Raw genomic sequence first — 3,110 nt, 5'->3', positions numbered from 1 at the left:
GCGGCTCTTACCTGGCGAGCTGCGCGGCGTGGTGCCGCAAGTGGTCTTCCATGAAAGTCTGTATGAAGTAGTAGCCGTGATCGTAGCCTGGCTGCATGCGCAGCGTGAGCGGCTGGCCCGCCTTCACGCAGGCGGTTTCAAAGGTTTCGGGCAGCAATTGTTTTTCCATCAGGAATTTGTCGGCCATGCCCTGGTCGATCAGGATGCCTGCAGGGTAGGGCGCCGCCTTGTGTCCGCCCATCAGCAGGGTGGCATCGTGCGCGTTCCAGGCGGAACGGTCTTCGCCCAGATAGCCTGAAAACGCCTTCTGTCCCCAGGGGCAGTTCACCGGATTGGCAATGGGCGCAAAGGCCGAGAGGCTCCTGAACACGCCCGGATGCCGCAGCGCGAGCGTGATCGCGCCATGGCCGCCCATGGAGTGGCCGCAGATGCCGATGCGGTCCGCGGCGATGGGCAGCCTGTCGCAGACCAGCGGCAGCAGTTCGCTCATCAGGTAGCTCTCCATGCGCCAGTGCCGGCTCCAGGGCGCGCGTGTCGCATCGAGGTAGAACCCCGCGCCCACGCCGAAATCCCAAGCATCGGATTCGCCCGGAATATTCGCGCCGCGCGGGCTGGTGTCCGGGGCGATCAACGCAATGCCAAGCTCCGACGCATAGCGCTGTGCGTTGGCCTTGATCATGAAGGTTTCCTCGGTGCAGGTCAGTCCCGCCAGATACAGCACCGCCGGGACTTTTTCGCCCATCAAGGCCTTGGCCGGCAGGTACACCGAGAACTTCATCGGCAGGCCGGTTTCGCGCGATGCGTGTTCATAAAAACGCTGCGCGCCGCCAAAGCAGGCGTGCGCGTTCTTGAGTTCGAGAGTCAATGCGGACATGGCGCGCTCAGCCCTGGAACTGCACGACCGAGCGGATCGACTTGCCCTGGTGCATCAGATCGAAGGCTTCGTTGATGTCCGAAAGCGGCATGGTGTGCGTGACGAACGGCGCGAGCTGGATCTTGCCCGACATGGCATCCTCGACCATGCCCGGCAACTGGCTGCGGCCCTTGACGCCGCCGAAGGCCGTACCGAGCCATTTGCGCCCGGTGACCAGTTGGAATGGACGTGTGGAGATTTCCTGGCCGGCGCCCGCCACGCCGATGATCACCGACTGGCCCCAGCCGCGGTGCGCGCATTCCAGCGCCGCGCGCATGACGTTCACGTTGCCGATGCATTCGAAGCTGTGGTCCACGCCCCAGGTCGTCATCTCGACGATGACCTGCTGGATGGGCTTGTCGAAGTCCTTGGGATTGATGCAGTCGGTTGCGCCGAAAGTCCTGGCGAGGTCGAACTTGGACGGGTTGGTATCGACGGCGATGATGCGGCCCGCCTTGGCGAGCCTGGCCCCCTGGATCACTGCCAGGCCGATGCCGCCAAGGCCGAATACGGCCACCGTGTCGCCTTCTTGCACCTTTGCGGTGTTCTTGACGGCGCCCAGGCCGGTAGTCACTCCGCAGCCGAGCAGGCAGACCTGCTCCGGGTTGGCGTCGGGGTTGATCCTGGCGAGCGAGACTTCGGCCACGACCGTGTACTCGCTGAACGTGGAGCACCCCATGTAGTGATAGATGGGCTCGCCGTTGTAGGAGAAACGCGTCGTGCCGTCGGGCATCAGTCCCTTGCCCTGCGTGGCGCGCACGGCGACGCACAGGTTGGTCTTGCCGCTCTTGCAGAACAGGCATTCGCCGCATTCGGCCGTGTACAGCGGAATCACGTGGTCGCCCGGCTTCACGCTGGTGACGCCCTCGCCGACTTCCACGACGATGCCTGCGCCTTCATGGCCGAGCACGGCGGGGAAAACGCCCTCCGGATCATCGCCGCTCAGCGTGAAGGCATCGGTATGACAGACACCCGTGTGGGTGATCTTGACCAGCACTTCGCCTTTTTGCGGCGGGGCGACGTCGATCTCGACGATCTTCAGGGGCTCTCCGGCTTTGAAGGCGACTGCTGCGCGTGATTTCATGTCTTGGTTTCTCCGCAAGAAAAAGGATGATGGGACTGGGGCTGCGATTGCATTCCAGCCGGGTACTTTAGGGCATTACGTGCCCGGGAGGGCACGCATGCCCGGATGACACGGCAATGCGTCCGGATTTCCGTTCACGGCAGGCCAAGCCCGCCAGACAAGAACTTCCGGGCGCCCCTGCGGGATGGCTCGATGTCTCTCGCTGGGCATTCTTTCCGCAGGTGATCAGGCAACAAGAAAGGGCCCCCACGCTTCCCCGCCATGCGTGGTCCGCTGCCCCCCGAGGGGGTGCCTTTTGTCTTGGGGCGGCCCGGCGACAAAAAAGGGCCTCCACGCTTGCCCGCCATGCGTGGTCCGCTGCCCCCCGAGGGGATGCCTTTTGTCTTGGGGCGGCCCGGCAACAAAAAACCCGCCGGAGCGGGTTTTTCGCGCTTTGATCCAAAGTGGGAATTACACCTTGGCAGCCACCTCGGCGTACTCGGGGATCTGGTCGAAGTTCATGTAGCGATAGACGCTGGCCTTGTCGGCATCGATCACGCCCATTTCCTTCAGGTACTCTTCCTTGGTGGGCAGCTTGCCCAGGCGCGACGCGATCGCTGCCAGTTCGGCGGAACCCAGGTACACGTTGGTGTTCTTGCCCAGGCGATTGGGGAAGTTACGCGTGGACGTGGAGATCACGGTCGCGCCTTCGCGCACTTGCGCCTGGTTGCCCATGCACAGCGAGCAGCCCGGCATTTCGGTGCGCGCGCCGGCGGTGCCGAATGCGGAGTAGTGGCCTTCCTTGATCAACTCGTTCTGGTCCATCTTGGTAGGCGGTGCGACCCACAGCTTGACCGGGATGTCGCGCTGGCCGCCCAGCAGCTTGGCTGCGGCGCGGAAGTGGCCGATGTTGGTCATGCACGAGCCGATGAACGCCTCGTCGATCTTGGTGCCCGCCACTTCCGAGAGGAACTTGGCGTCGTCAGGATCGTTCGGGCAGCAGACGATGGGCTCCTTGATGTCGGCCAGGTCGATTTCGATGACGTGCGCGTATTCGGCATTCTTGTCGGCTTCGAGCAGGTCGGGCTTGGCCAGCCATGCTTCCACCTTCTCGATGCGGCGCTCCAGCGTCTT

3 protein-coding genes are annotated in these 3,110 nt (G+C 63.6%); all 3 read right to left on the bottom strand.

What is annotated here, in order from left to right; all coding sequences use genetic code 11:
- Positions 1–7 precede the first annotated feature (7 nt).
- Positions 8–874 carry an S-formylglutathione hydrolase gene (gene fghA / locus ABWP92_RS17110; protein WP_353236610.1) on the bottom strand — a complete coding sequence of 289 codons (867 nt, stop codon included), beginning with the start codon at positions 872–874 and terminating at the stop codon, positions 8–10.
- Positions 875–881: 7 nt separating this feature from the next.
- Entirely contained in the window at positions 882–1,997 is a 1,116-nt protein-coding gene (locus tag ABWP92_RS17105) for an S-(hydroxymethyl)glutathione dehydrogenase/class III alcohol dehydrogenase (protein WP_353236609.1), read from the bottom strand.
- 450 nt (positions 1,998–2,447) lie between these two features.
- Positions 2,448–3,110: aconitase family protein (locus ABWP92_RS17100; RefSeq protein WP_353236608.1), on the bottom strand; the 663-nt coding region annotated here is incomplete at its 5' end.

Source organism: Diaphorobacter ruginosibacter (assembly GCF_040396215.1).
In the GTDB taxonomy this organism is placed as follows: Bacteria; Pseudomonadota; Gammaproteobacteria; order Burkholderiales; family Burkholderiaceae_C; genus Diaphorobacter_A; species Diaphorobacter_A ruginosibacter_A.
The sequence above is the reverse complement of the archived record's forward strand: the minus strand, read 5'-3'. Positions and strand labels throughout refer to the sequence as shown.